Source organism: Streptomyces resistomycificus (assembly GCF_001514265.1).
Classification (GTDB): domain Bacteria; phylum Actinomycetota; class Actinomycetes; order Streptomycetales; family Streptomycetaceae; genus Streptomyces; species Streptomyces resistomycificus.
Genome location: NZ_KQ948991.1, coordinates 250,797 through 276,503, shown reverse-complemented (window position 1 = coordinate 276,503; position 25,707 = coordinate 250,797). Strand labels below are relative to the sequence as shown.

Sequence of the window (25,707 nt, the reverse complement as noted above, 5' to 3'; positions counted from 1 at the left end):
CCGCGAAGTTGAAGCCGAAGTACGGCGAACCCGTCGTCGAGATCCGGACCGCCGGGCTCCGCCTGCGCACCCGTCGAGATCCGGGCTCCGTCGGCGCACCTCTCGCCTCAGCGGCCCCATTGACAGCGACCGGGCGGGTGAGGCATCTGTTCGACGTACGTGCGACGACGATCCGTGGGCGTCGACGAGGGGGAGGGGGGCCGCCCATGCTGTTCGTGCTGGTCTGGTCGGTGCGGCTGTGCGCGCTGGGGGCGTGGGTGGCGACCGCGGTCGCGTGTACGTGGCTGCTGGGCGTCGCGCCCACTCCCCAGCCGTGGAACGGCCCGGTGGTGTGGGGTGCGGTCGCGGCGGGGTGTGCGGTCGTGCGGGCGCTGCTGCTGTGGGTGCTGCGGGTTCCGGCGTCGGTCGCCTGGTGGCGTCGACGTCGTCTCCGCGGCGCGGGCACGGGCACGGGCGCGGTCTCGCTGAGCAAGGAGCGGGAGAACAACCGGGGCCGCTGGGACGACTGGAGCGACTGGGAGGACGCGCACGAGCTCTCCTTCCCGGGCGACGAGATCTGGACCAAGCTCCGCACCGCCGCCGTCTGGGTGCTCGTGGCGTTCGCCTCGGGCGCGGTCTTCGTCGGCATGTGGAGCGTCTCGGAGGCGGGCGGCAAGGCCGAGACGCTGCGGGACGCGGGCGCCGAGGTGAGTGCGGCGACCGTCGTGTTGGAGCCGGGGAAGGTACGGGCGGACGTGGACGACGAGAACGTCGTACGCGGGTACTCGTCGCGGCTCGTCGTGTCGGTGCCGGGCGGGCCCGAACGGCTCACCGTGAAGGGTGCGTACACGCTCGGCAAGCCGCGCAAGGGGGACGAGGTCGACGTGCTGTGGGCGCGGTCCGCGACGGGCCTCGGGGGGTACGTCCACGAGGACAGGGACCTGCCGATGATCGCCGAGGGCCGCTGGAAGGCGTTCCCGGACACCGACTCCGGCGGCATGATGCTGTTCGCCTTCATCCTCGTCGCGGTGGTCTTCGGCGCTGTCCTGACACCCGTCTTCACGCTGGTGGCCGACGCCGACGACTTGCAGGAGCTGGCCTGGTCGCCGCTCGCTCAGACGGTCCGCGCCGCGCTGACCGCGGGCGTGTTCCTGGGCTGGCGGCCCCTTCTGCTCGGCGAGGACCCGCATGTCGTGGAGCTGCTCTTCGCGGGGGGCGGCTTCTTCCTCGTCCTGATCGTTTACATCCTCACCTCGATGCGCAGCCTGCGCTGAGCGCGTACGGCGACGCCCCCATGCCCGGTCGGGACATGGGGGCGTCGAACATCCGTGGCGCCTACTTCACCGGCTGCTTCACCGGCTGCCTCACCGCCTACTTCACCGGCTGCGGCTCCGGCTCGCTCTCGGCGTCGGTCCCGCCGGCCGGGGGCTCGTCGTCGACCGGGGTCTTGACGGACTCCAGCAGCAGCTGGGCGACGTCGACGACCTGGATGGACTCCTTGGCCTTGCCGTCGTTCTTCTTGCCGTTGACCGAGTCGGTCAGCATGACGAGGCAGAACGGGCAGGCGGTGGAGACGATGTCCGGGTTGACGGAGAGGGCCTCGTCGACACGCTCGTTGTTGATGCGCTTGCCGATCCGCTCCTCCATCCACATCCGCGCGCCACCGGCGCCACAGCAGAAGCCGCGCTCCTTGTGGCGGTGCATCTCCTCGTTGCGGATACCCGGGACGCTGGCGATGATCTCGCGCGGGGGCGTGTAGATCTTGTTGTGGCGGCCCAGGTAGCAGGGGTCGTGGTACGTGATGATGCCCTCGACCGGCGTCACCGGGACCAGCTTGCCCTCGTCCACCAGGTGCTGGAGCAGCTGGGTGTGGTGGATGACCTCGTAGTCGCCGCCGAGCTGCGGGTACTCGTTGCCCAGGGTGTTGAGGCAGTGCGGGCAGGTGGCGACGATCTTCTTGGCCGACTTGGGCTTCCTCGACTCCTCGGTGAAGTTGCCCTCGTCGTCCATCTCCTCGCCGAACGCCATGTTCAGCGCGGAGACATTCTCCATGCCGAGCTCCTGGAAGAGGGGCTCGTTGCCGAGGCGGCGGGCGGAGTCACCGGTGCACTTCTCGTCGCCGCCCATGATCGCGAACTTGACGCCCGCCATGTGCAGCAGCTCCGCGAAGGCCTTGGTGGTCTTCTTGGCGCGGTCTTCCAGGGCGCCGGCGCAGCCGACCCAGTACAGGTACTCGACCTCGGAGAGGTCCTCGATGTCCTTGCCGACGACCGGCACCTCGAAGTCGACTTCCTTGAGCCACTCCAGGCGCTGCTTCTTGGCGAGGCCCCAGGGGTTGCCCTTCTTCTCCAGGTTCTTGAGCATCGTGCCCGCCTCGGACGGGAACGCGCTCTCGATCATCACCTGGTAGCGGCGCATGTCGACGATGTGGTCGACGTGCTCGATGTCCACCGGGCACTGCTCGACACAGGCACCGCAGGTGGTGCAGGACCACAGCACGTCCGGGTCGATGACGCCGTTCTCCTCGGCGGTGCCGATGAGGGGCCGCTCGGCCTCCGCCAGAGCGGCGGCCGGCACCGAGGCGAGCTGCTCCTCGGACGCCTTCTCCTCGCCCTCCATGGTCTTGCCGCCACCCGCGAGCAGGTAGGGCGCCTTGGCGTGGGCGTGGTCCCGCAGCGACATGATCAGCAGCTTCGGGGAGAGCGGCTTGCCGGTGTTCCAGGCCGGGCACTGCGACTGGCAGCGTCCGCACTCGGTGCAGGTGGAGAAGTCGAGCAGACCCTTCCAGGAGAACTGCTCGACCTGGGAGACGCCGAAGACGTCGTCGTCACCGGGGTCGGTGAAGTCGATCGGCTTGCCGCCGGACGTCATGGGCTGCAGGCCGCCGAGGGCCGTCCCGCCGCTCGCCTCGCGCTTGAACCAGATGTTCGGGAACGCCAGGAAGCGGTGCCAGGCCACGCCCATGTTGGTGTTGAGCGAGACCACGATCATCCAGACGAACGAGGTCCCGATCTTGATCATCGCGACCAGGTAGACCAGGTTCTGCAGCGTGCCGACGCTCAGCCCCTTGAACGCCAGGACCAGCGGGTACGAGGCGAAGTACCCGGCCTCGTAGTGCTCCACGTGGTGCAGCGCGCCCTCGAGGCCGCGCAGTACGTAGATCGCGAGGCCGATGGTGAGGATGACGTACTCGACGAAGTAGGCCTGGCCGGCCTTGGAGCCCGCGAAGCGGGACTTGCGGCCCGGCCGCGACGGCAGGTTCAGCAGGCGGATCACGATGAGCACCGCGATGCCCAGGATCGTCATCACACCGATGAACTCGATGTACAGCTCGAACGGCAGGAAGTCGCCGATGAGCGGCAGCACCCAGTCCGCCTGGAAGAGCTGACCGAAGGCCTGCGCCAGGGTCGGCGGGAGCGTCAGGAAGCCCACTGCCACGAACCAGTGGGCGAAGCCGACGATGCCCCACCGGTTCATCCGGGTGTGGCCGAGGAACTCCTTCACCAGCGTCACGCTGCGCTGGTAGGGGTTGTCGGTACGGGTACCGGCCGGGACCGGCTGACCGAGTTTGAAGTACCGGACGAACTGGCCGATGGCGCGTGCGAGCAGCGCGACGCCGACCACGGTCAGGACCAGCGACACGATGATCGCGGCGAGTTGCATTTGGGGGCTCCTCGGGCCTGCGAGGGGAGTCTTCGAGCGAGATTACTAAGCGGTAACTTATCTGGTCCTCTGAGACTACCCGCAATTCTGTGCCGCACTGTAGTCAGCCGTGCGGTGATCTGTGCTACTGAGGCAGACCTCAGTAACCATCCCGGGACGGCGCGCCGAGCCCGTGGCGTTATTCACCAAATATCATGACATTCGGCTTAGTTTGGAACCGTGCTCTACGGGATCGCTGCCGCCACCACCGCCCTTCTCCTCGCCGCCGTGCTCGCCGCCCTGCTGCGCGCCCCGGCCCTGCGCCTCGGGATCGTCGACCGGCGGCGGCAGAGGCCCGTTCCGCTGTTCGGCGGCGCGGCCGTGGTCCTCACCGTCTGCCTGGTCACGGCGGCCGGGGGGTGGACCGGGATGGCCCCGGTCGCCGACGACATCCGCGGGCTGCTCGTCGCCGGGGCCGCGGTCGCCCTGCTGGGTCTGATCGCCGACGTGCGGCGCGTCAAGGCACGGTTCCTGGTCGGCGGTACGGCCGTGTCGGCGGCCTGCGTGGTGCCGTACGCGGAGACCGGCGTCCTGGGCGGGCTGCTGGCGGTCGGCTGGATCGTCTTCGTCGCCGCCGGGTTCCGGGCGCTCGACCACGCGGACGCGCTGGCCGGCACCGTCGGCGTGGTGACCGCCTTCGGGGTGGGGGTGCTGGCGGCGGTCGAGGTGATGGACGGGCTGGCCGCGCTGCTGAGCGTGCTGGCCGCCGCGCTGACCGGGTTCCTGATGCACAACTGGCCTCCCGCGCGCGTGGGGCTCGGTTCGTGCGGCTCCCTGTTCACCGGGTTCGTGCTCGCCTCGGCGGCCGTGGTCGCCCGCACCGGGCACGAACCGGCCTCCAGCGCGGGGGTGTTGTTCGCGCTGACGGCCCTCACCGGAGTGGACGTCGTCCTGGTGCTGCTCGCCCGCCGGCTGGCCGGACGGCCCCTGCTGCGCGGCGGCCCCGACCACGTCGCCCACCGGCTGCGGCGCCTGGGCCTCACCCCTCAGGGGGTGGCGCTCCTGCTCGGTGTCGGGGCGTCCTGCGGGGTACTCGTCGCGGTCCTCGTGCATCTGGGGTGGATCGCCGAGTCCGGGGTGCTCTGGGTGGCGGCGACAGCCCTGATCGTCGTACTCGCACTGCTGCGGATCAGGGTCCACGGACCTCGCACGGGGGTTCGCCGCCCGTCATCACCGCAGGTCACAGGGCAGTTGCGTGTAAGGAACGGATAAGAGTTGAGTCCCCGTGACTCATGTCTGTTGACCGAGCGGGGGCCGTCATGCACACTTGAGTCCGTTCCACTCAAGTCATTGCTGGAGGAATCAACCATGGCACGTGCGGTCGGCATCGACCTGGGCACGACTAACTCCGTCGTCAGCGTTCTTGAAGGCGGCGAGCCCACCGTCATCACCAACGCAGAGGGCGCCAGGACCACGCCGTCCGTCGTCGCCTTCGCCAAGAACGGCGAGGTGCTCGTCGGCGAGGTCGCCAAGCGCCAGGCGGTCACCAACGTGGACCGGACCATCCGTTCCGTGAAGCGCCACATGGGCACGGACTGGAAGATCGAGCTCGACGGGAAGCCCTTCAACCCGCAGCAGATCTCCGCGTTCATCCTGCAGAAGCTGAAGCGTGACGCCGAGTCGTACCTGGGCGAGAAGGTCACGGACGCGGTCATCACCGTCCCGGCCTACTTCAACGACTCCGAGCGCCAGGCGACGAAGGAGGCCGGCGAGATCGCCGGTCTGAACGTCCTGCGCATCGTCAACGAGCCGACCGCGGCCGCGCTCGCGTACGGCCTCGACAAGGACGACCAGACGATCCTCGTCTTCGACCTCGGTGGCGGCACCTTCGACGTGTCCCTCCTGGAGATCGGCGACGGCGTCGTCGAGGTGAAGGCCACCAACGGTGACAACCACCTCGGTGGTGACGACTGGGACCAGCGCGTCGTCGACTACCTGGTCCAGCAGTTCAAGTCCGGTCACGGCGTGGACCTCGCCAAGGACAAGATGGCCCTCCAGCGCCTTCGCGAGGCCGCGGAGAAGGCCAAGATCGAGCTGTCCTCGTCCACCGAGACCTCGATCAACCTGCCGTACATCACCGCGTCCGCCGAGGGCCCGCTGCACCTGGACGAGAAGCTCACCCGGGCTCAGTTCCAGCAGCTGACGGCCGACCTGCTGGAGCGCTGCAAGACGCCGTTCCACAACGTCATCAAGGACGCCGGCATCCAGCTCAGCGAGATCGACCACGTCGTACTCGTCGGTGGCTCCACCCGTATGCCCGCCGTCGCCGAGCTCGTCAAGGAGCTGACCGGTGGCAACGAGGCCAACAAGGGCGTGAACCCGGACGAGGTCGTCGCCATCGGCGCCGTCCTGCAGGCCGGTGTCCTCAAGGGTGAGGTCAAGGACGTCCTGCTCCTCGACGTGACCCCGCTGTCCCTCGGTATCGAGACCAAGGGCGGCATCATGACCAAGCTGATCGAGCGGAACACGACGATCCCGACCAAGCGGTCCGAGATCTTCACCACCGCCGAGGACAACCAGCCCTCCGTCCAGATCCAGGTCTACCAGGGCGAGCGCGAGATCGCGGCGTACAACAAGAAGCTCGGCATGTTCGAGCTGACCGGTCTGCCGCCGGCGCCCCGCGGCGTCCCGCAGATCGAGGTCGCCTTCGACATCGACGCCAACGGCATCATGCACGTGACCGCGAAGGACCTGGGCACGGGCAAGGAGCAGAAGATGACCGTCACCGGCGGCTCCTCGCTGCCGAAGGACGAGGTCGACCGGATGCGCCAGGAGGCCGAGAAGTACGCGGAGGAGGACCACGCCCGCCGCGAGGCCGCCGAGACCCGCAACCAGGGCGAGCAGCTCGTCTACCAGACGGAGAAGTTCCTCAAGGACAACGAGGAGAAGGTCCCCGGCGAGATCAAGACCGAGGTCGAGGGTGCGGTCGAGGAGCTGAAGGCCGCGCTCAAGGGCGAGGACACCGCCGAGATCCGTACCGCCACCGAGAAGGTCGCGGCCGTCTCGCAGAAGCTCGGCCAGGCCATGTACGCCGACGCGCAGGCCTCCCAGGCCACCGCCGGCGGAGCCGGTGAGGGCGCGTCCGAGGCCAAGGCCGACGACGACGTCGTGGACGCCGAGATCGTGGACGACGAGCGCAAGGACGGTGCCGCGTGACGGAGGAGACCCCGGGCTTCGACGAGAAGCCCGACGTCCCCTCCGGCGCCACCCCCGACGACGCCGAGCCGCAGGCTGCCTCCCCCTCCGGGGAGGGGGCGGCCCCGGCCGGGGACGAAAGTGCCCAGATCGCCGGCCTGACGGCCCAGCTGGACCAGGTGCGCAAGGCGCTCGAAGAGCGCACCGCGGACCTCCAGCGGCTCCAGGCCGAGTTCCAGAACTACCGCCGCCGGGTCGAGCGGGACCGGGTCACGGTCAAGGAGATCGCGAACGCGAACCTCCTGACCGAGCTCCTGCCCGTCCTCGACGACATCGGCCGCGCGCGGGAACACGGCGAACTCGTCGGCGGATTCAAGTCCGTCGCGGAGTCGCTGGAGACCGTGGCGGCGAAGATGGGTCTGCAGCAGTTCGGCAAGGAGGGCGAGCCCTTCGACCCGACGATCCACGAGGCCCTGATGCACTCGTACGCGCCGGACGTCACGGAGACGACGTGCGTGGCGATCCTGCAGCCCGGGTACCGAATCGGCGAGCGCACCATCCGCCCCGCGCGGGTGGCCGTGGCCGAACCCCAGCCGGGGGCGCAGACCGTCAAGGCCGACGAGGCGGAGACGGCCGACGACAAGGAGAGCGGTGGCCCGGACGAGGGCTGAGCTTGAACCGATCGTTGTGACGACGAGAGAGGAGGGGCGTCGAGGATGAGCACCAAGGACTTCATCGAGAAGGACTACTACAAGGTTCTCGGCGTCCCCAAGGACGCCACCGAGGCCGAGATCAAGAAGGCGTACCGGAAGCTCGCCCGCGAGTTCCACCCGGACGCCAACAAGGGCAACGTCAAGGCCGAGGAGCGCTTCAAGGAGATCTCCGAGGCGAACGACGTCCTCGGCGACCCCAAGAAGCGCAAGGAGTACGACGAGGCCCGCACCCTGTTCGGCAACGGCGGCTTCCGCCCGGGGCCCGGCGCGGGCGGCGGGTCCTTCAACTTCGACCTGGGCGACCTCTTCGGAGGCGGCGCCCAGGGCGGCGCCGGCGGGGGCGCCGGCGGCTTCGGCGGCGGAATCGGTGACGTCTTCGGGGGCCTGTTCAACCGCGGCGGCGCCGGCACGGGCACGCGTACGCAGCCCCGGCGCGGCCAGGACATCGACTCCGAGGTCACCCTCAGCTTCACCGAGGCGATCGAGGGCGCGACCGTACCGCTGCGGATGTCCTCCCAGTCCCCGTGCAAGGCCTGTTCGGGCACCGGCGACAAGAACGGCACCCCGCGGGTGTGCCCGACCTGTGTCGGCACCGGCCAGGTGGCGCGCGGCTCCGGCGGCGGCTTCTCGCTGACCGACCCCTGCCCGGACTGCAAGGGCCGCGGTCTGATGGCCGAGCACCCCTGCCTGGAGTGCAAGGGCAGCGGCCGGGCCAAGTCGTCCCGCACGATGCAGGTCCGCATCCCCGCGGGGGTCACCGACAGCCAGCGGATCCGGCTGCGCGGCAAGGGCGCGCCGGGCGAGCGCGGCGGCCCCGCGGGCGACCTGTACGTCACCGTGCACGTGGACGCCCACCCGGTCTTCGGCCGCAAGGGCGACAACCTCACGGTGACCGTCCCGGTGACGTTCGTGGAGGCGGCGCTCGGCGGCGAGGTCAGGGTCCCCACCCTGGGCGGCCCGCCGGTCACGCTCAAACTGCCCGAGGGCACTCCCAACGGCCGCACCATGCGCGCCCGCGGCAAGGGCGCGGTGCGTAAGGACGGCACCCGCGGCGACCTGTTGGTCACCGTGGAGGTGAGTGTTCCGAAGGACGTGACGGGGAATGCTCGTGACGCGCTCGAGGCGTATCGCGAGGCAACCGCGGGTGAGGACCCGCGGGCGGAGCTGTTCCAGGCCGCGAAGGGAGCATGAGTCAGATGGACGGTCGTCGACGCAACCCGTATGAGCTGACCGAGGAGACCCCGGTCTACGTCATCTCGGTGGCGGCCCAGCTGTCCGGCCTGCACCCCCAGACCCTCCGCCAGTACGACCGCCTGGGCCTGGTCTCCCCGGACCGCACCCCCGGCCGGGGCCGCCGCTACTCGGCACGCGACATCGAACTGCTGCGCACCGTCCAGCAGTTGTCGCAGGACGAGGGCATCAACCTGGCCGGCATCAAGCGCATCATCGAGCTGGAGAACCAGGTCGCCGCGCTGCAGTCCCGGATGGTGGAGATGCAGGCCGCCCTGGACGGCGCGGCGGCCGCGATGCAGCAGCGCGAGGCCGCGGTCCACGCGTCGTACCGCCGCGACCTGGTCCCGTACCAGGAGGTGCAGCAGACCAGCGCGCTGGTGGTGTGGCGCCCGAAGGGACGCCAGCCGTCGGACTGACGGCGGCGCCGCCCACGCCCGTACGCGAGGGGCCCGGAGGTTCGTGGTGAACCTCCGGGCCCCTTCCGCGTGTTCGGGTCACGTCGCCGGTACGGTGACCGCCGAGTCACCCGCCGGCAGGCTCTCGGTACCGTCCGCGGCGACGGCCGTGACCCAGTAGTACGACGTGGTGCCGCGCGCGGCACCGGTGTCGAAGTACTGGAACGCGCCGGAGTCGGCGTCGGCGACCTTCTCGTAGGCCGAGGTGGCCGGGTTCCAGCGGTAGACGCGGTACCCGCCCGCCTGCTCGGGCGCCGACTCGTCGAGTCCGCGCCACTCCAGCAGGTTGCCCTCGTCGCCCTCGGCGCCGGTGGCCTCCAGACTGAGCGGCGACCCCTCCGGTGTCGGCGTGCTCGGCGTCATGTCGAGCTCGGTCGCGACGACGATCTGGGCCTCGCCGGTCGACTGGAAGCTGGAGTTCCAGTCGTCGTCGACGGCATCGACGACGAAGCAGGACTCCTCGCCGTCCGGGACGGTGGCGTAGGCGTACGAGGTGGTCTCGGCGTCCACGTGGTAGCCGGGGTAGAGGGAGCACATCCGCTCCTCCTCGTCCCCGATCAGCTCGCCGCGGCGCACCACGTAACGTGCCAGGTCCGGCGTCGGGTTGGCGTCCCAGGTCAGATGGAACCCGTACGAGGTCGGTGTGACCGTCACGCCGGTCACGGCCGACGGAGGGGTCAGGTCCCGGCGCTTGCCGCTGACCGCCGCCGACCGCGCGGACTCGTTGCCGGCCGCGTCGAGGGCGGTCACCCGGTAGTAGTAGGTGCTGCCCTCGGCGGCCGTGGTGTCGACGTAGGACACCTGGTCCGTCGTGCTCCCGACCCGGGTGTACGTTCCCGCCGCGGTCGTCGCCCGGTACACGCGGTACGACGCGGCTCCCGGGACCGCTGACCAGCCCACCCACAGCCCGTTCTCCTCGGAGGCCGTGCTCAGTCCGGCGGGCACCGCGGGCGCGGTCTTGTCGGCGGTGGCGGCGGGCTGGTCGGCGCTGCCCGCCGACTCGTTGCCGGCCTTGTCGTAGGCGCGGACCTCGTAGTAGTAGGTGTCGCCGGTCACCGGGAGAGTGGAGTCGGTGTACGACGTCGAGGTGGTCGTCGCGAGCGGCGTGGTGCCGAACGCGGTGCCCTTCAGCCGTCGGTAGAGGCGGTAGCCGGCGAGGTCCATCTCCTTGTTCCTGGACCAGGTGACTTTGGCTTTGCCGGTGGCCTGGTCGTAGGTGACGGCGGTCCCGGTGGGGGCGAGGGGTTTGACCGTGTCGACGGTGGCGGAGGTGCGCGGGGTGTAGTCGAACTTGACGTTGGCGGTGCCGGTCCAGTTGACGTGGTCGATGCGCAGGGTGTGTCTGCCGGAGGGGATGGTGATGTTGACGGTCTTTGTGACCGTGCTCGACACGTTCTTCCAGAGGTCGACCTTGCGGACGTCGTCGAGGTAGACGCGGATGCCGTCCTGGGTGGCGACGGGCAGGGCGAAGGGGCCGCCGGAGCCGAAGTCGCGGGTGACGGTCCAGCGGACGCCGAAGTTGTTCGAGGGGAGGCCGGAGGCGGGGGCTCCGGTGCCCCAGTTCTGGTCGATGGCGCTGTCGCAGTCGGTCTTCTTCGGCGTCCCGGAGAAGGTGGTGTTTGTGAAGAACTGCCGCTTGAAGACCGGCGAGGCGCAGGTCGTGGCGGCGGTCGCGGGCGCGGCGAGCGCGGTGAGCAGGCCGCCCGTGGTCGCGAGGACCACCAGCGGTGCCGTGGCGCGCGGGGCCAGGTTCTTCATGCTCATGCTCCGCTCGGCGGAACCACCACGGCGGCGAGGCCGGAGAAGGACTCCGAACCGTCCGCGGCGACGGCCGAGATGACGTAGTGACTGGTCGTGGCCGTCGGGGTGGTGAGGTCGGTGTGGCCGTGGACGTCGGCGGCCAGGGGCACGTCGGTCAGGCGGACGTACTCCCCGGCGGCGCGGTCCCAGCGGTAGACGTGGAAGCCGGTGGCGGCGCAGCCGGTGCCGTGGCAGTTCCACGACAGCGCCGCGTGGCCCGACTCGTCAGCCGCGGCGGACAGGGACCAGGGCGAGGTCTGCGGCGGCGACTGCGGCGGCGTGAGCTCGAACTCGTTGACGCTCACGTTGGCGACGTCGGCGAGCGGGTTGCCCGACGTCGTGTAGAGGGAGTTGTTCCGCTTGTCCACCGCGTCGACGAAGTAGATCCAGTTCTCGTCGTCGGGCACCTGCACGTCGGTGAAGCGGGTCGTCCCGGCAGGGAGGGTGGCGAGCCACTCGTGGGTGGCCTGGTCGCGGCCGTCGGAGGCGCGCCGCACGATGTACGCGGCGATGTCCGGGGCCGGGCTCTCGTCCCACTCCAGGACCGTGCCGTACTCCGTGGCGGTGTGGGTCAGGCCCGTCACGGTGGGCGGCGCGATGGTGTCCCGCAGGCCCGCGTGGACCGTGGCCGAGGGCGCCGACTCGCGGCCCGCGCCGTCGACGCTGGTGACGTGGTAGGCGTAGGCCGTGCTCGCCTCGGCGGAGTAGTCGGTGCAGCCGTACTGCGGGTAGTAGTCCGCCTCGTTGCCCGTCCGGTACGTCTCGCAGGTGACCCGCACCGGCACGGCGTTCGGGTCGGACGGGTCCCAGCGGTAGGCCCGGTACTGGGTGGGCGCGGCCTTGGAGGCGGTCCAGCCCAGGGTGATGCCGGTCTGCTCGGCGTTCGTGCCCGTGGAGTCGACGACGGGCACGAACAGCGGCCGGGCGAGGGAGACGACCCGCGCCGCGGCCGTGTTGCCGGCGGCGTCCCTGGCGACGACCTTGTAGTACGAGGTCTCCCCGTAGGGCGCGGTCTCGTCGGTGCGGCTCGACCCGTGGGAGACGCCGAGCTTCTCGAACGGCCCGGAGGCGGACGCGGCACGGTAGACGTCGTAGTCCACGTCCCAGGTGTCGTCCTGCCAGTCCAGCTCGACCCCGAGGACGGGGGCGTCGGTCGCCGTCACCACCGGCGTCAGCGGAGCGGTCCTGTCGACGGTGGTGACGGGCACGTCGGTGCCGCCCGCCGACTCGTTGCCGGCCTTGTCGACGGCCCTGACCTCGTAGTAGTACGCGGCGCCGGTCGGCGCGAGCGTCTCGGTGAACGAGGTGCCGGTGACCGGGTCGCCACCGCTGACCCTGCGGTAGTCCTCGGTGCCCTTCAGCCGTCGGTAGAGGCGGTAGCCGGCGAGGTCCATCTCCTTGTTCCTGGACCAGGTGACCTTGGCTTTGCCGGTGGCCTGGTCGTAGGTGACGGCGGTCCCGGTGGGGGCGAGGGGTTTGACCGTGTCGACGGTGGCGGAGGTGCGCGGGGTGTAGTCGAACTTGACGTTGGCGGTGCCGGTCCAGTTGACGTGGTCGATGCGCAGGGTGTGTCTGCCGGAGGGGATGGTGATGTTGACGGTCTTCTTGACCGTGCTCGACACGTTCTTCCAGAGGTCGACCTTGCGGACGTCGTCGAGGTAGACGCGGATGCCGTCCTGGGTGGCGACGGGCAGTGCGAAGGGGCCGCCGGAGCCGAAGTCGCGGGTGACGGTCCAGCGGACGCCGAAGTTGTTCGAGGGGAGGCCGGAGGCGGGGGCTCCGGTGCCCCAGTTCTGGTCGATGGCGCTGTCGCAGTCGGTCTTCTTCGGCGTCCCGGAGAAGGTGGTGTTCGCGAAGAACTGCCGCTTGAAGACCGGCGAGGCGCAGGTCATGGCGGCGGACGCGGGCGCGGCGAGCGCGGTGAGCAGGCCGCCCGTGGTGGCGAGCACGACGACGGACGCGGCCGCCGTGGTCGTGCGTCTGGCTGAGTTCATTCGGTCCTCTGGTCGGGATCGGAGCGGCAGAGGCAGCCGCTGTGATCACGACTCGTGAGTAAACGAGTTGGTTGTACGGTTTCTCGCCTGCTGTTGGTCACCTTTGAATGGAGGGACCGTAAAGGGCGCTTGAAGACGGTTTCGCGGTGTCTTCACATGCAAAGCGGAGCGTGGTGTTGCCATCTCGTTAAGTAGTTCCGCTTGACGCTGGGGGAGGGCGGCGCGTTGGCTTTTCAGTCACATGGGCCGCAATGCTGCGCCCGCGTCCGGAAGGCACCAGAAGTGAGCTCCCCAATGCGTCGTATCGCCATATCCGTGGCCGCGTCCACGATGACCCTCTCGCTGGCCGCCTGCGGCGCGCTGGGGGTGACCGGGGACGCCGGCGAGGCGAGCCCGACCAAGGGGAACGACATCACGGTCGGCGTGCTGATGCCGGAGAAGACGAACACGCGCTACGAGGAGTTCGACTACCCGATCATCAAGGAGAAGGTCGCCTCCCTCACCAACAAGCAGGGCAAGACCGTGTACGCCAACGCCGAGGCCGACGCGAAGAAGCAGGCCGCCCAGATGGAGCAGATGATCGACGAGCAGGTCGACGTCATCCTGCTGGACGCCGTCGACTCGCACGCCATCGCTCAGACGGTGACGAAGGCGAAGGACGCGGGCATCCCGGTCATCGCCTACGACCGTCTGGCCGAGGGCCCGATCGACGCCTACGTCTCCTTCGACAACGAGCTGGTCGGCGAGGTCCAGGGCCGCTCGATCATCGAGGCGCTGGGGGAGAACGCCGACACCTCGGACAAGATCGTCATGATGAACGGTTCGCCCACCGACCCGAACGCCGGGCAGTTCAAGGCGGGTGCGCTCTCCGAGCTGGAGGGCAAGGTGACGATCGCCGAGTCGTTCGACACCGAGGGCTGGAGCCCGGAGGCCGCCCAGGCCAACATGGCCGGCGCGCTCCAGAAGATCGGCAAGGGCAACATCGCCGCCGTCTACTCCGCCAACGACGCCATGGCGGGCGGCATCATCAAGGCCCTGGAGGCCGGGGGCGTCACAGACCTGCCGCCGATCACCGGTCAGGACGCGGAACTCTCCGCCGTGCAGCGGATCGTCGCGGGCGAGCAGTACATGAGCGTCTACAAGCCGTACCCGCAGGAGGCCGAGGCCGCCGCCGAGATGGCCGTGGCGAAGGTCCAGGGCAGGGACATCAAGTTCGACGCCCTCGCCTCCGACAAGGTGGACAGCCCCACCGACAAGGACATCCCGGCACAGCTGGTGCCCGTGGTGGCCCTGACGAAGAAGAACATCGAGACGACCGTCGTCGCGGACGGCATCTACAAGGTGTCCGACATCTGCACCGGCGACTTCAAGTCGGCCTGCGCGGCGGCCGGTCTGAAGTAGGGCGTGTCGCGGGCGGGGGTCTCCCGCTCCGGTGATGTGTTCCTGATCACCAGGCCGCCTTCGCACCTGCGAACGCGATGAAGCGGGGGCGGCCGGGCGCAGGCGAAGATCCTGTGGAGGTGGGGCCCTTCGCGTCGCCTTCGCCGGAAAAGTTCGAATGGCGGACCGGGCAAGATCCGAAACTCCTCTAGGATCACGGGCTGTCATGTCTCGAACACGGGGGAAGTACATGCTGTCCACCAACGGAACACGGCTGCGCACTTTCGGCGCGCCCACCCGCGCGACCACCGGCCTCACGCTGTCCGTGGTGCTCTCGCTCGCGCTGCTGTCCGGCTGCGGCGGGGCCGACGCCGACACCGCCGGGAAGGCCCCCAAGGCCTCCGGATCCGCCGACGCCACGCCGGCCGCCGCCCCGAGCGGCCCCGCCTACACCGGCCCCGCCCTGCCCGGGTTCGCGCCGAAGGCCGCCTGGAGCCTGCCCGGCGAGGGCCACTTCAGGGCGCTGGACCTCGGCGGCACCCTGCTGTTCGCCAAGCGCGCGAACGGCGAATACCTCAGCGACAACGACCCGAGCACGCTCGTCGAGCCCACCCGGGCCCTGTTCACCTACGACACCGACGAACCCGAGCCCCTCACCCTGGAGTTCCGGGACGCCAAGACCGGCGCGGTGAACAAGACCCTTAAGGTGACCGCCGGTTCGATCGAGCGGACGACCTGGCACGGGGGCACCCCGGCCATCGTCGTGGCCACCGCCTCCACCACCGAGTCCGACGGCCTGACCGAGGCGAAGACGAGCTCGACGGCGGTCGTGTACGACGCCGAGGGCACGAAGCTGGGGCAGGTCTCGGGCTACGAGGAGGGGCAGATCCTCGACGGCTACCGCGTCGAGACCGTCGACAACACCCTGCGCCTGACCCCGGTCGACGGCGGCACCGCCCGCACGGTCACCTGCACGGGCACCGCGGCCGACTGCACGTACCGCCCGGAGCAGGGCATGGCCGACGGCTTCGCGACGCACGCGCCGCTGATCGCGGACACGTACTACGCGGGCTTCGAGAACGCCACCAACTACGAGTCGGACCCCGAGCTGGTCAGCCTCAACGACCTCGCCACCGGCAAGAAGGTGTGGTCCAGCGGCGACGCCCAGGTGCCGCCCGGCGTGGCGCTCGACGACGAGGGCGCGCCCGCGTCCGGCGCGGTGAGGGTCCTGCGCGTCACCGACGGAAAGGCGCTGGTCGGCTGGCAGTCCGACATCGCCTCCGGCACCTGGATCGACGCCTGGTACGACCTGGCGAGCGGCAAGCTGACCGCGTCGTACAAGGCCAGTGAGGAGGTCCTCTTCTCACCCGACGGCAGCGTCGCCGCCAAGGACGCGGAGGAGGTCGACGTCAACTACTCCGGTACGGCGCTCTGGCAGGTGGCCGACGGCAAGCGGCTGTGGACCCAGGCGGAGGGCGAGACGGCGCTCGACCCGCTGCGCTTCACGAGGGACGGTGCGGTGCTGTACGGACTGACCGACGACGGCGCCCTGGCCGTGGACGCCCGCACCCGCGAGGTTCTGGCCAAGGACCTCCCCGAGGAGTCCGTCCCCCTCGTCGAGACGGCCACGGGCTACGGCTACCTGAGCACAGGGGACGGCTTCTTCGCGTTCGCCCCGGCCTGAGCCGGGAGCTGAGCTGAGCGTGGACGCGGAACGCCGGTACCCACCCGTCAGGCTCCCCGAGGGGGCCTGGTGGGACTGGGACGTCATCACCTGGAACGCCGGTGAGTTCCGTCTGGCGGCGGGCCAGGACCTCACCTACCACCACGGGTTGGAGCTGGTCTTCGCCGATCCGGTGTACGTCCAGTGCCCGACGGCGTTCCACGATCCGGTGTTCCGCGAGCCGACGAGCGAGGAACTGGTACGGGTCTCTCGCCGGCTCGGCGAGGACCCGCCGGTCCTGGTCGCCTTCGAAGCGGACGCGGGCGGCCGGGAGCCGGTCTCCTGCCTCGTCGCCGCGGAACGCCTGGAGGTCGTGCAGGAGATGGTCCTGAGGTACCGGCGTGACGACGCGGTCCCCGGGCAGCGCTTCGCGCCGTGGGTGCGGCGTCCGGGGTAGCCGCTGGGCTACCGGACGGAGTTCGCAGCGGCCCAACGCGCCGCTGCACGTCGACGTCTGCCAGTGCGGTTCGGGCATCCGCGCCTTCTCAGAGGGTGTGGAGCGCATGCGTTCTGACGTCACGTGGGACGGGGCGTTGCCGCTCTGTCTCTCTTCCCCGGCCGCCCGGCCATGGTGATCGCCCGCAGCAGCCACTCTGCGGGGCCGTGTCGGAAACGTCTCGCGTACGTCGCGCTGGCGGCGAGCTGGAGGGCGTAGAGAGCGCACGCGAGTGTCAGGATCGCGGCCGCTCCCAGGCGGCCGTAGAGGGAGAGGCCGTAGGCCGTGGCGATGAAGGCCATGACCAGGGACTGGGTCAGGTAGTTGGTGAGGGCCGTGCGGCCCGCCGGGGCGAGCAGCCGCTGGGTACGGGCGCCGCGTGACGAGCGCAGCAGGAGCAGTACGAAGCACGCGTACGCCGCCGACAGGGCGGGAGCCGTCAGCATGCCCACACCGAGGCCCAGGTACTGCCAGCGTGCGTCCAGGGGGCCTTGAGAGGCGGAGGCGAAGAAGATCGCCCCGGGGGCTCCCACCGCCAGTCCGACGACCGTGATCCCGGTCAGCCGGGAGCGGCTCGCCTGTCCCGGTGCGAGCAGGCGTCGCCGGCCCGCGGCCAACCCGAGGAAGAACGCCGCGAGTACGCCGGGCGCCATGACGAGGATGCCGAGGAACGCGTCCGGGAGCCGGTCCAGGTTCGCCTGGAGAACCGTGCCGGGGTCGCCGCGGTAGGCGGCCACCGCGTCCGCGATCGCCCGGGAGTCGGAGGCGCTCTCGTCGTCCACCCACAGGGTGAGCGCGCCCACCGCGGTGAGAACGGCGCCGAAGACCCCGTACGTCCAGGCGGCCGTCTTGGCGGCGGTGGCCGGGGTCATCCGCCGCGCCCACAGCAGGGTCAGTCCGAGGAGGCCGTAGGTCATGAGGATGTCGCCGTTGAACAGCACGACGGCGTGCACCAGACCCAGCAGCACCAGGCCCAGGGACCTGCGCAGGAAGCGCGGAGCGAGGCGCGCGCCGTCCCGCTCGGCGGAGTCCGTCTGGAGGGTGAAGCTGTAGCCGAAGAGGAAGGAGAACAGGAGGTAGAACTTGGTGGCCGCCAGCGCCGTCACCAGCCACAGGGCGAACTGGTCCCAAGGAGCGGCCCCGGGCTCGCGGATCCCCTCCGACATGTAGGGATCCATCATCTGACTGCTGTTGACCACGAGGATCCCGAACAACGCGAACCCGCGCAGCGCGTCGACGTCGGGCAGGCGCCGGGGGTCTACCGGTGTGCTGCTCATGGGGCCTCCCGCCGCCGGTAGACCTGCCATCCGCAGTAGGCGATAAGGGCGGCGCTGACGGAGAAGACCGCGAGGCCTGTCAGGGGTGCCAGGTCACTGCCGATGAGTAGCCGGGTGAACTCCTCCGGATTCTCTGTACCGCTCATGGCTGCTCTGGCCGCAGCGAACGGAAACCACTCCGAGACGTTGCCTGTTCCGGGGATCTGTTCGACGGCCAGGCCGAAACCTCGTTCCAGCATGAGGGGCCACAGTGCGAGTATGAGCACCGTCATCAGCCGGCTTCGGATGCACGCGGCCAGACCGCCAGCCAGAACTGGCAGACATGCCATGACAGTCAGGTACCTCAGCAGGGGGCCGCATGCAGCCCACCAGTCGGGCTGCGGCAGCCCTACCACTGTCACGGCTGTCGAGCCCGAGGCCGCGCTGAGCACGAGCCCCACGACTGAGGCAGTCAGAGCGCCGACCGTGCCCGTGATGAGCTTGGCTGCATAAGACAGACTGCGGCTGCCGACGGTCAACCAGGCTGTCCGCGCTGTCCGGTGGCTGAACTCCGTGGTGATCGGCCCAGTGCCGAAGACGAACACCAGCATCCATGCAGAGAGCGGCAGTTGCATACCTATGGGATTGAATTGCAGAGAATCGACCAGCCGTCCGGTGTCGAGGGAGGACTGCCCTGCCCCTCCGGGCCCGGCTCCCATCGCCTCCATCGGCAGCAGCACGCCGTTGAGCAAGCTCAGGGTTATCAGCGCCGCCAGGACTACCCAGGTCGACCGGAGGCCCCTCAGCCTCATGTATTCGTAGTGCAGAGCGCGTTTGAGCGCGGTCCCGGCCAGGGGGATGACCGGGACCGCGCGGTCATAGGGTGAAGCATCTCGTTTGCTGGTTGTGACGGCAGTTGGACTCATCGGATCCGGTACTCCTGCTCGGCCACGGACAGGTAGAAGTCCTCCAAGGAAGCCGGTCGCTCGTCCAGCCAGTGCAGGGGTATGGAGTGCTCGGCCGCCAGGTCACCAACCTCGGCCCTCGACAGTCCCGTGATCTCGGCGGCCTCTCCGGTGGTCATCGTGAGAGCCCCGCCTCGCTGCTCGACCAGTGGTTCCAGTCGTTCGAGGACGGGGCTTTGCACGCCCACCCGTCCTTGAGCTGTCCTGGCCAGGTCCGACATGGATGCTCTGGCCACCACTCGGCCTTTCGCGAGTACGACGACTCTGTCGGCCAGCAGTTCCAGTTCTGCCAGTTGGTGGCTGGACACCAGCACCGCACGTCCCTCGGCGGCGAAGTCGCGCAGGAAGGTCCTCAACCAGCGCACCGAATGCGGGTCGAGCCCATTGGTTGGCTCATCGAGGATCAGGACTCGCGGATCGCCGATCAGAGCCTGAGCCATTCCCACGCGCTGAGCCATGCCGAGAGACAGACGCTCGAGGCGCATCCCCGCACTCTCCCGCATGCCGACCAGGTCGAGAACGTCAGTCACGCGTCCGCTTGGGGTGCCCGCACCGGAGGCCACCATCGTCAAATGCGCGCGCACCGAGTGCTTGGGGTGGCCGGCGATGCCGCCGAGAACCGCTCCAACGATCCCCGCGGGCGCACGCCACTGGGCCAACGGCCGTCCCATGAACAGAGTTTCACCACGTCCCGGCAGCAGGCCGAGCAGCAGGCGGATCGCGGTGGTCTTTCCTGCACCGTTCGCGCCCAGAAAACCAGTCACCGTATAGGGAGGCAGCTCCAGCGAAACTTCGGACAGTGCGCGTCGGCCGCGGAATTCCTTGGACAGGCCGTGCGCGGTCAGCAGGGGAGATGCCGAGGTGTCGAGGTCAGCCATGGTTCAGCCAGAACAAGACTCCTGAAACCATCAGAAGTAGGAAGGAAAACGCTCCACCGACACCAAGGTTACGGCGCTTGGTAAGGCACCATATCGCCATTCCCGTCGGGGGGATCCAGCCGCAGAGATAGAGTATCCACCCCACCTTGTCCGCGCCATCCGTACGGACAGCCACAAAAGAGAAGAAGGCAGCGCAGACAAAGAGTGCCGCCGATCCCCACATGTTGTCTGCGACCATCTGCTCGCGTGTTTTCTTCATTCTTCCCCCTTGTGCAGTGCAACTCCCCCCGAGCGGTCCGTGGTGCGGGAACCCGGGAGGAGGCACACTCGTCCGAATCAGATGACTTGCTGTGCCAGCCAGGAGATGAGCTCGGTGACGATGTAGCTCGGCGATCCCTTGATGGCCCACTTGACAGGGTTGAAGTTCGAGAGGCTGTTGACCCATCGGTCGAACGCCGCCTTGCCCTTCTTTGCAGCCTTCACGGCCGCCTTGAAGAGGGGCTTGCTCTTCTTGATCAGTACTTTGAGTGCGCTGAGCCTGCCCAGCGCCACCCGCTCTCCCTCGGCCTTGGCGGCTGTCTCGGAGCTCATCTCGACCTCGGGATACACCTCCACCGTCGCCGTCGGCAGCGCGGCGGTGTGCACCGTCACGACGGTGGCGACCGTCCGGTTGCTCTCGACAGCCGATGCTGCAGGCGCAGCCACACCCAAGGCCACTGCCGCCACCACAGAAGCGGCGATCGTACGCGTCTTCTTGCGCATTTGGTCCCTCCCCATAATCCCATTCCAGACGGCCTTTGAGGGCCGCCTTCGGCCGGTCTGTCCGGCTGCTGGAATCAATACTGTCGGGCAGGGTGTAATGCTCTCAATTGGACCTTAGGGCATTACCCTTCAGGGTGTAGCACTTCAGGGCAGTGATCCATGTGCGGGAGTTCATCCCTGTGCAGATTGGAGAACAGGGCCGCCTCGAGGCGCGACTCAATGTTGAGCTTTCGCATCAAGCTTGTCAGGTGTGCTTTGACTGTTCGTTCCGCTATGCCGAGCTGTCTGGCCATCACGCGATTGGACGGTCCATCGGCGAGAAGAGACAGTACTTGCTTTTCTCGATCCGTCAGTAGATCGAGATCGGAAAGCGGCCCCTGCTCGGCTCCTCCTCTTCCCGATGGAAGCGCAAGTGTCGCTCTGTCTGACAATGGGTTGACATCCCCCGTGGTCACAGCGATGTATACCTTCCCCGCTGGCATCAGTGGCAGCTCGCAACTGACGCGGTGTATGCCGAACTCCCGTGACTGCCAAGGTATTCGGAGGAGCCTAGGTCCGTGGGGGACGTCGTCCTCCGGGCGTCCACGGGTGAGCTTGGTCGTAGGCCCGTGATCACAGACGATCGCACCACTGCTGCATGAGTAACACCCCCATCTTGTTGCAACAGGCCATGAGGGGGTGGGGGTGTATGGGGATGAAAGGTGTCGAAAAGGTGTGCGGACGTGGTGAAGTCGTGTTGCGCAGCCGGTTCGGGCCGCGCATAGTTGCGCTGCGGAAGAGGCTGGAACCGGGGGTGGATTGGCTCATGGCCGGACACGGGACGGAGCATCCGCACGGTGCCGACCGGCTGTGCGAGGCCGGGGATCGCGTCTATTCGAGGGCCGTGCGGCGGGGCCGTGTGCCGCGCGAGGACGCCGAGCCGGTCCCCTGCCTCCTCGAACTCGCCCTCCTCCACCCGGATCCCGACGACATGGCCTGGCTGGTGCCGGCGGCCCCGCAGGAGGTCATGACGCGACTGCTGCGCGGGCTGTACGACGAGGTCAGCGCCAGTCAGCGACGGGTGGGTTCGGCGGTCGCGGCCTTCGAGTGGTACGCCGGTCTCGGCGGCCCGCGACCGCAGGCGGCCGCAGCGGAGGGCAGCGCGATCCGGGTCCTCGACGGACTCTCCCGCATCCAGGCCGCGATGGACGAGGCGACCGAGGCGTGTACGACGGAGGTCCTGACCGTCCAGCCCGGCGGCATCCGGCCCGAGCACGAGCTGACCGAGGGCCTGCACCGGGCGCTGGCGCTGCGCGGCCGGGGTGTTCGCATGCGCGACCTGTACACGCACGTGGCGCGGCACGGGCAGGGCCTGCTCAACTACCTGGAGCTGATGGGCGGCACGGTCCAGGCCCGCACGCTCGACGAGGTCATCGACCGCCTCATCCTCTTCGACCGCACGGTGGCCTTCATCCCGGCGAACGCGGACCGCACGCTCGCGTTGGAGCTGCGGCATCCGGCGCTGGTGGAGTACCTGGGCACGGTCTTCGAGCGGCTGTGGCGCCTCGCGATCCCCCTGACCGCACCCCTCCCGGACACCGGCATCGAGGGCATCTCGCACCGGGAGCAGTCCATCGCCGCGCTGCTCGCGGAGGGCCACCAGGACGCGGTGATCGCGGAACGGCTGGGGATAAGCGTCCGTACGTGCCGGGCGCACATCGCGCGCCTCTCGGAGACCCTGGGAGCGGCCAGCCGCACCCAACTCGGCGTCCGCATCGCCCAGGTGGGCCTGGACGGCACGCCCCGCCACGCCGAACTGGGCTCGGGGCCGGAGCCGGCCTCCCTCACCCTTCCTGCTCAAGAATCCCGGAACGTCCGATGAGATAACCGAGCTGCGCCCTGCTCTCGCTGCCGAAGGTGGAGGCGAGTTTCGCGATGTGCTCGCGGGCGGTGCGGATGTTCATGCCGAGGCGTTCGGCGATGACGGCGTCGGTGCGACCTTCCACGAGAAGGGCGGCGATGGCTCGCTGGCGGGGGGTGATTCCATTGAGGGCGGGCTGTTGGACGGCCCGGGGGTACATGGGGGTGGCGAGGGGCCACAGGCGGTCGAAGGTGGTGGCCAGGTACGTGACCAGCGGACGGTGGCGGACTTCGACGGCGATCGTGCGGTCCGGGTTGGCCGGGATGAAGGCGATTTCGCGGTCGAGCACGATGAGACGCTCGGGTACCTCGTCCAGGGTGCGGACCTCGACATCGCCGTCCAAGAGCTCGTAATGAGCGAGGACGGCGGGGTCGTGGCGCGAAGTGTGCTGGTAGAGGGTGCGCATCCTGGCTCCCCGGGCAAGGATCTCCTGTTCTTTGGTGAAGGCGAGGGCGAGCGAGGGGACGGGCCGCTTGCCACCTGGCTGAATCGTCAGCACCTCGTCGGACGACCGCAGCATGGCCTGCCGGATGGCGTCGTCGATCGGGGCGGAGCCGCTGAGCAAAGTGATCCCCGCGGCTTCAGTCGGGTCCGTGTGCGCGGTGCCGAGTCCCATGAATGGCTCGAAAGCCTCGGCCAGGAGGGCCTCGGCCTGTCGGCGCCGGGCTATGTCCTCGGCGATGCCGCGCAGCAGCCGGGGCAGGGCGAGGGCGGGTGCGACGGGACGCAGCCAACGTGTGTCGTCCAGGTCGGGCCGGAGGAGGCCGGCTCGCAGCAGGCAGGGCGCTGCAGCCGCCTCCTGCTCGGGGACGAGCCCTTCGCGCAAGGCGCGGCCGTACAGTTCCAGACCAGCTGAGCACAGTTCCTCCGGACCGTGCTGGTGCACCGGTGTCGTCACGCGTGATCCTCTTCTACTGGCAGGCGTCAGGGATCCTGCTTCAGGATCCCTGACTGCGCTATCAGGAATCCGAGTTGGGCACGGCTGCCGCTGCCCAGAGCAGTGGCGAGTTTGGCGATGTGCGCACGGCATGTGCGTACGTTCATACCAAGCCGCCGGGCGATCGCCTCGTCGACATGGCCCTCCACCAGGAGCTTGGCGATGGAGTGCTGGATGTCCGTGATGCCATCAGGCGCGGTTTCGTAGGGGGCGCCGGCGCTCAGCGGTACCGCGCGACCCCACATGAACTCGAAGACCTTGATCAAATAGCGGACGAGCCCCGGGTGACGGAGTTCGAGGGCCACCTGTCCGTCGTCGCGGGTGGGGATGAAGGCGACGGTCTCGTCACAGATGATCAGCCGTTCGACGAGTTCGTCGATGGTGCGGTACTCGACCTTGCTGTCGGAGAACTGCGCCACGTAGGCCAGCGTCTCGGGGCTGTACCGGGCCGGATGCTGGTAGAGCGTCCGGATACGGCAACCCCGCTCGATCAATGGCCTGTCGCGTTCCAGTGCCTTGATGAGCGTCTGCTCGAGGCGGCGACGGCTCGGCTGGACGGTGAGCATTTCGTTCTGGCACTGGGCGGTGGCCAGATCGAGCGACGCATTGATCCGGTCGATGCCTTCCAGCACTGTGATTGAGTGAGTGGTCCCCGTCGACTGGGCACTCAGGGTCATGAACGGCTCGAAAGCGTCTGCGAGTGAGATCGACAGTCGCCTCCGCTGGGTGATCTCGTCCTCGATCGGGTTCAGCCGCTGAGCCAGGGCGATCGATGGCGGCACGGGACGCAGCCAGTTCGGGTCATCGGGGTCCGGGTGGAGCAGGGCGAACTCCATCAGGCACGGAGCAGGCGCTACGTCGGTGCGAGCGATGCGTCCCGTGCGGAGAGCGTTCGCATAGAGACGGCGGCCTTCCTCGCAGAGGTCAGTCAGCGCATGAGGATGCGTCTGCTTAGTCTCATTTGCTTCCAATTCTCCACCCCCCAGGGTCCTGAACATGCAGGAACATGATGCATCGATTGTGTGGCCATGACGTGCCTGAATGCGCCATCGTCGTAGTCGACGGGGGAGAGGTGACCTTCAAATGAGGACGAAGCCGACTATGCATAAAAAAATGCTTCGCTCGGCGCTTGTCGCCGCCTTCTCCGCCGCTGTGGCCTTCGGAACGCTGAGCAGCGTCGAAGGGGCGAAGGAACGCGCTCCGCGTGACAGCAGTTGGAGTGTGGAAGCGGTGGTTGACGCCGCTCCGCGTGATAGCAGTTGGGCGGTTGTGGCGTCCGACGGTCCTCTCGACAGCTCCTGGAGCGCGGACGACAGTAGTTGGGCCACAGAGTCATGACCACCCCACCCGACGACCGCTCCTTCCGTCGCGAAATGGCCACGGCCTACCGCTCCGGCTGGCACTTCATCGACCTGGTCACCGCGATCCCCCACGCCGGTGACTCGTTGATGGTGACCGTCTTCGGTGAGCCGGTCGTCGTGACGCGGGACGAGGAAGAGGACGTACGGGCGTACCGGTGTCTGCGGCGGCCTCGGGGGGCGCCACAGCCCGTGCGGTGTGCCATCCGGTACGGAATGATCTTTGTGAACCTGGACCAGCGGGACCACCGGCTCGTGGAGCCGGACGCCCCGCCCCTACGGACCATCTCAGCCACCCCCCGCAGTGCCTGACGCGATTCCCCCGTCGTAACAGATCGCGCAGGTACTTCCCCCCGCAGCGGCGTCACCGTGACCTGAACACGGTGACGCCGCTGCAGTTTGCGGGACATTTCCCGGTATCCGGCACATCGGGGTGTGGCCGAAACCAGTCGATCTTCAGTGCGGTACGGGATTCGGCGGGATCGAGCGCAGAACACCTCGCCTCTGCCCGCCCCGCCCCCTGTCCGAACCCGCCTCCGTCGGCCCCGCCCCTGTCGGTCCCGCCTCCGTCAGCCCCGCCCCATCGCCCGGGTCAGCTCGATCTCGATCACCACGCGTGTCGGGTTCGGGCGCGGCGTCCGCCCGTAGCGCTCCTCGAAGCGGCGTTCCGCCTCCGCGACCCGTTCCGGCTCCGTGCGGACGAACGCCCGGCCCTCCAGGGTGGCCCAGCGGCGGCCGTCGACCTGGCAGGCGGCGACCAGGGCGCCCGCCGGGCCCGCCGCCAGGATGTTGCGCACCTTCTTGCTCGCCCTGTCGGCGATCACCCGAGCAAGCCGGCGCTCCGGGTCGTATGTCACCGCGACCGGCACGACGTGCGGGCTGCCGTCCGGGCGTGGGGTCGTCAGGGTGCAGTGGTGTCGTTCGGACCAGAAGCTGAGATACGACGCGTCCGGGGCACCCGGGTCCTGGGGGTATGCGGCCATGGACCGGAACTTAGCCGCTCCGGGGCTCCCGACCGCCACCTTGAGTGGAATAGACTCAAGTTTGTGTACGCTGACTGAGTCAGAGTGCAGGGACGGCTGACGCAAGGAGGAGACAGCG

At 68.9% G+C, this 25,707-nt stretch carries 23 protein-coding genes; 11 read left to right on the top strand and 12 right to left on the bottom strand.

Annotation, left to right across the window (positions count from 1 at the left end; all coding sequences use genetic code 11):
• The first annotated feature begins 206 nt into the window (after positions 1–206).
• Complete coding sequence (locus AQJ84_RS15725; protein ID WP_030044328.1) at positions 207–1,253, top strand: hypothetical protein; 1,047 nt, start codon at positions 207–209, stop codon at positions 1,251–1,253.
• A gap of 97 nt (positions 1,254–1,350) precedes the next feature.
• Here AQJ84_RS15725 and AQJ84_RS15720 read toward each other — a convergent pair whose 3' ends face one another.
• Entirely contained in the window at positions 1,351–3,642 is a 2,292-nt protein-coding gene (locus tag AQJ84_RS15720) for a heterodisulfide reductase-related iron-sulfur binding cluster (RefSeq protein WP_053193092.1), read from the bottom strand.
• 219 nt (positions 3,643–3,861) lie between these two features.
• On the opposite strand from AQJ84_RS15720, the gene AQJ84_RS15715 reads away from it, so the two are divergent.
• The 5 genes from AQJ84_RS15715 to AQJ84_RS15695 all read left to right on the top strand — a co-directional run bounded on the left by AQJ84_RS15715 (position 3,862) and on the right by AQJ84_RS15695 (position 9,178).
• Complete coding sequence (locus tag AQJ84_RS15715) at positions 3,862–4,893, top strand: MraY family glycosyltransferase (protein ID WP_030044330.1); 1,032 nt, start codon at positions 3,862–3,864, stop codon at positions 4,891–4,893.
• Between the two features lie 96 nt (positions 4,894–4,989).
• Positions 4,990–6,837, top strand: coding sequence for a molecular chaperone DnaK (gene dnaK / locus AQJ84_RS15710; RefSeq protein ID WP_030044331.1), 1,848 nt, complete (start codon positions 4,990–4,992; stop codon positions 6,835–6,837).
• Entirely contained in the window at positions 6,834–7,487 is a 654-nt protein-coding gene (grpE, locus tag AQJ84_RS15705; protein ID WP_030044332.1) for a nucleotide exchange factor GrpE, read from the top strand. Before dnaK ends, grpE begins: the two co-directional genes overlap by 4 nt.
• 45 nt (positions 7,488–7,532) lie before the next feature.
• The gene (gene dnaJ, locus AQJ84_RS15700; protein WP_030044333.1) at positions 7,533–8,720 is read left to right on the top strand and encodes a molecular chaperone DnaJ; all 1,188 of its coding nucleotides are present in this window, start codon (positions 7,533–7,535) and stop codon (positions 8,718–8,720) included.
• A gap of 5 nt (positions 8,721–8,725) precedes the next feature.
• Positions 8,726–9,178, top strand: a complete 453-nt coding sequence (locus tag AQJ84_RS15695; protein WP_030044334.1) for a heat shock protein transcriptional repressor HspR — start codon at positions 8,726–8,728, stop codon at positions 9,176–9,178.
• A gap of 78 nt (positions 9,179–9,256) precedes the next feature.
• On the opposite strand, the gene AQJ84_RS15690 is transcribed toward AQJ84_RS15695, so the two are convergent.
• Complete coding sequence (locus AQJ84_RS15690) at positions 9,257–10,975, bottom strand: PA14 domain-containing protein (RefSeq protein WP_079076135.1); 1,719 nt, start codon at positions 10,973–10,975, stop codon at positions 9,257–9,259.
• A 2-nt stretch (positions 10,976–10,977) separates the two neighbouring features.
• Positions 10,978–13,011 carry a PA14 domain-containing protein gene (locus AQJ84_RS44150; RefSeq protein WP_059198827.1) on the bottom strand — a complete coding sequence of 678 codons (2,034 nt, stop codon included), beginning with the start codon at positions 13,009–13,011 and terminating at the stop codon, positions 10,978–10,980.
• A 294-nt stretch (positions 13,012–13,305) separates the two neighbouring features.
• Here AQJ84_RS44150 and AQJ84_RS15680 point away from each other — a divergent pair, with 294 nt between their 5' ends.
• The 3 genes from AQJ84_RS15680 to AQJ84_RS15670 all read left to right on the top strand — a co-directional run bounded on the left by AQJ84_RS15680 (position 13,306) and on the right by AQJ84_RS15670 (position 16,511).
• Positions 13,306–14,412 (top strand): sugar ABC transporter substrate-binding protein, encoded by a 1,107-nt coding sequence (locus AQJ84_RS15680; RefSeq protein ID WP_030044853.1) that lies wholly within the window; start codon positions 13,306–13,308, stop codon positions 14,410–14,412.
• 205 nt (positions 14,413–14,617) lie between these two features.
• Positions 14,618–16,075: a WD40 repeat domain-containing protein gene (locus tag AQJ84_RS15675; RefSeq protein WP_128092387.1), complete on the top strand. Its 1,458-nt coding sequence runs from the start codon at positions 14,618–14,620 to the stop codon at positions 16,073–16,075.
• 19 nt (positions 16,076–16,094) lie between these two features.
• Complete coding sequence (locus AQJ84_RS15670) at positions 16,095–16,511, top strand: hypothetical protein (RefSeq protein WP_051870275.1); 417 nt, start codon at positions 16,095–16,097, stop codon at positions 16,509–16,511.
• 119 nt (positions 16,512–16,630) lie between these two features.
• On the opposite strand, the gene AQJ84_RS15665 is transcribed toward AQJ84_RS15670, so the two are convergent.
• From AQJ84_RS15665 to AQJ84_RS44970, 6 genes are all read right to left on the bottom strand, one after another.
• Positions 16,631–17,827 carry a DUF418 domain-containing protein gene (locus AQJ84_RS15665; protein WP_030044856.1) on the bottom strand — a complete coding sequence of 399 codons (1,197 nt, stop codon included), beginning with the start codon at positions 17,825–17,827 and terminating at the stop codon, positions 16,631–16,633.
• Positions 17,824–18,732, bottom strand: coding sequence for an ABC transporter permease (locus tag AQJ84_RS15660; protein ID WP_059198826.1), 909 nt, complete (start codon positions 18,730–18,732; stop codon positions 17,824–17,826). Before AQJ84_RS15660 ends, AQJ84_RS15665 begins: the two co-directional genes overlap by 4 nt.
• Positions 18,729–19,649, bottom strand: coding sequence for an ABC transporter ATP-binding protein (locus tag AQJ84_RS15655; protein ID WP_078632409.1), 921 nt, complete (start codon positions 19,647–19,649; stop codon positions 18,729–18,731). The genes AQJ84_RS15660 and AQJ84_RS15655 overlap by 4 nt, the downstream gene beginning before the upstream one ends.
• Entirely contained in the window at positions 19,642–19,908 is a 267-nt protein-coding gene (locus tag AQJ84_RS43055) for a hypothetical protein (protein ID WP_128092389.1), read from the bottom strand. Before AQJ84_RS43055 ends, AQJ84_RS15655 begins: the two co-directional genes overlap by 8 nt.
• Positions 19,909–19,985: 77 nt before the next feature.
• On the bottom strand, positions 19,986–20,411 hold the full coding sequence (locus AQJ84_RS15650) for a hypothetical protein (RefSeq protein WP_128092390.1): 426 nt from the start codon (positions 20,409–20,411) through the stop codon (positions 19,986–19,988).
• Positions 20,412–20,533: 122 nt separating this feature from the next.
• Positions 20,534–20,893 (bottom strand): helix-turn-helix domain-containing protein, encoded by a 360-nt coding sequence (locus AQJ84_RS44970; protein ID WP_078632411.1) that lies wholly within the window; start codon positions 20,891–20,893, stop codon positions 20,534–20,536.
• Between the two features lie 323 nt (positions 20,894–21,216).
• On the opposite strand from AQJ84_RS44970, the gene AQJ84_RS15645 reads away from it, so the two are divergent.
• Positions 21,217–22,272 carry a helix-turn-helix transcriptional regulator gene (locus tag AQJ84_RS15645; protein WP_030044860.1) on the top strand — a complete coding sequence of 352 codons (1,056 nt, stop codon included), beginning with the start codon at positions 21,217–21,219 and terminating at the stop codon, positions 22,270–22,272.
• Here the strand turns inward: AQJ84_RS15645 and AQJ84_RS15640 are convergent.
• Complete coding sequence (locus tag AQJ84_RS15640) at positions 22,235–23,209, bottom strand: helix-turn-helix transcriptional regulator (protein ID WP_030044861.1); 975 nt, start codon at positions 23,207–23,209, stop codon at positions 22,235–22,237. The two genes, AQJ84_RS15645 and AQJ84_RS15640, sit on opposite strands and share 38 nt — an antisense overlap.
• Positions 23,210–23,235: 26 nt before the next feature.
• Positions 23,236–24,246, bottom strand: coding sequence for a helix-turn-helix domain-containing protein (locus tag AQJ84_RS15635; protein ID WP_078632413.1), 1,011 nt, complete (start codon positions 24,244–24,246; stop codon positions 23,236–23,238).
• Positions 24,247–24,582: 336 nt separating this feature from the next.
• Between AQJ84_RS15635 and AQJ84_RS15630 the strand changes: the two genes are divergently transcribed.
• Positions 24,583–24,918, top strand: a complete 336-nt coding sequence (locus AQJ84_RS15630; RefSeq protein ID WP_030044863.1) for a Rieske (2Fe-2S) protein — start codon at positions 24,583–24,585, stop codon at positions 24,916–24,918.
• 257 nt (positions 24,919–25,175) lie between these two features.
• Here AQJ84_RS15630 and AQJ84_RS15625 read toward each other — a convergent pair whose 3' ends face one another.
• Positions 25,176–25,589, bottom strand: a complete 414-nt coding sequence (locus AQJ84_RS15625; RefSeq protein WP_053193807.1) for a pyridoxamine 5'-phosphate oxidase family protein — start codon at positions 25,587–25,589, stop codon at positions 25,176–25,178.
• Positions 25,590–25,707 lie beyond the last annotated feature (118 nt).

Excerpts from the sequence above, each read along its gene's own strand:
- AQJ84_RS15725 (WP_030044328.1), top strand. The coding sequence starts at position 207 with ATGCTGTTCGTGCTGGTCTGGTCGGTGCGGCTGTGCGCGCTGGGGGCG.
- AQJ84_RS15720 (WP_053193092.1), bottom strand. The coding sequence starts at position 3,642 with ATGCAACTCGCCGCGATCATCGTGTCGCTGGTCCTGACCGTGGTCGGC.
- dnaK (WP_030044331.1), top strand. The coding sequence starts at position 4,990 with ATGGCACGTGCGGTCGGCATCGACCTGGGCACGACTAACTCCGTCGTC.
- dnaJ (WP_030044333.1), top strand. The coding sequence starts at position 7,533 with ATGAGCACCAAGGACTTCATCGAGAAGGACTACTACAAGGTTCTCGGC.
- AQJ84_RS15695 (WP_030044334.1), top strand. The coding sequence starts at position 8,726 with ATGGACGGTCGTCGACGCAACCCGTATGAGCTGACCGAGGAGACCCCG.
- AQJ84_RS15690 (WP_079076135.1), bottom strand. The coding sequence starts at position 10,975 with ATGAAGAACCTGGCCCCGCGCGCCACGGCACCGCTGGTGGTCCTCGCG.
- AQJ84_RS44150 (WP_059198827.1), bottom strand. The coding sequence starts at position 13,011 with ATGAACTCAGCCAGACGCACGACCACGGCGGCCGCGTCCGTCGTCGTG.
- AQJ84_RS15680 (WP_030044853.1), top strand. The coding sequence starts at position 13,306 with ATGCGTCGTATCGCCATATCCGTGGCCGCGTCCACGATGACCCTCTCG.
- AQJ84_RS15675 (WP_128092387.1), top strand. The coding sequence starts at position 14,618 with ATGTCTCGAACACGGGGGAAGTACATGCTGTCCACCAACGGAACACGG.
- AQJ84_RS15665 (WP_030044856.1), bottom strand. The coding sequence starts at position 17,827 with ATGAGCAGCACACCGGTAGACCCCCGGCGCCTGCCCGACGTCGACGCG.
- AQJ84_RS15660 (WP_059198826.1), bottom strand. The coding sequence starts at position 18,732 with ATGAGTCCAACTGCCGTCACAACCAGCAAACGAGATGCTTCACCCTAT.
- AQJ84_RS15655 (WP_078632409.1), bottom strand. The coding sequence starts at position 19,649 with ATGGCTGACCTCGACACCTCGGCATCTCCCCTGCTGACCGCGCACGGC.
- AQJ84_RS43055 (WP_128092389.1), bottom strand. The coding sequence starts at position 19,908 with ATGAAGAAAACACGCGAGCAGATGGTCGCAGACAACATGTGGGGATCG.
- AQJ84_RS15650 (WP_128092390.1), bottom strand. The coding sequence starts at position 20,411 with ATGCGCAAGAAGACGCGTACGATCGCCGCTTCTGTGGTGGCGGCAGTG.
- AQJ84_RS44970 (WP_078632411.1), bottom strand. The coding sequence starts at position 20,893 with ATGCCAGCGGGGAAGGTATACATCGCTGTGACCACGGGGGATGTCAAC.
- AQJ84_RS15645 (WP_030044860.1), top strand. The coding sequence starts at position 21,217 with ATGGCCGGACACGGGACGGAGCATCCGCACGGTGCCGACCGGCTGTGC.
- AQJ84_RS15635 (WP_078632413.1), bottom strand. The coding sequence starts at position 24,246 with ATGTTCAGGACCCTGGGGGGTGGAGAATTGGAAGCAAATGAGACTAAG.
- AQJ84_RS15630 (WP_030044863.1), top strand. The coding sequence starts at position 24,583 with ATGACCACCCCACCCGACGACCGCTCCTTCCGTCGCGAAATGGCCACG.
- AQJ84_RS15625 (WP_053193807.1), bottom strand. The coding sequence starts at position 25,589 with ATGGCCGCATACCCCCAGGACCCGGGTGCCCCGGACGCGTCGTATCTC.